The organism is Halocynthiibacter sp. C4 (genome assembly GCF_028823805.1).
Taxonomy (GTDB): domain Bacteria; phylum Pseudomonadota; class Alphaproteobacteria; order Rhodobacterales; family Rhodobacteraceae; genus Falsihalocynthiibacter; species Falsihalocynthiibacter halioticoli.
Map to the genome: position 1 here is coordinate 1 of NZ_JAPEIE010000025.1, position 269 is coordinate 269.

Below are 269 nucleotides of genomic sequence, written 5' to 3' on the forward strand. Positions count from 1 at the left end.
GAATTCGACAGTGCCGACCCCGCGATAGTTCAGGCGCTTGCCGAGCCGCACCGCGTCGGCGGCCATTTTGTCGCGAAGCGTTGCGGCGAGATTGACGGCAGGGGCTTCCTCGATGAGCTTCTGGTGACGGCGCTGCAGGGAACATTCACGCTCGAGCAGGTGAAGCACGTTGCCTTTGCCATCGCCGGCGATCTGCACTTCGATATGGCGCCCGCGTTCGACCAGTTTTTCGACGATCAGTCCGGGATAGCCGAACGAATTCTTCGCCT

General features: G+C 61.3%; 1 protein-coding gene. It reads right to left on the reverse strand.

Annotated features, from left to right (window positions below):
* A partial coding sequence (locus OU789_RS16880) for an ATP-binding protein (protein WP_446719198.1) occupies positions 1-269 on the reverse strand: 269 nt, incomplete at both ends.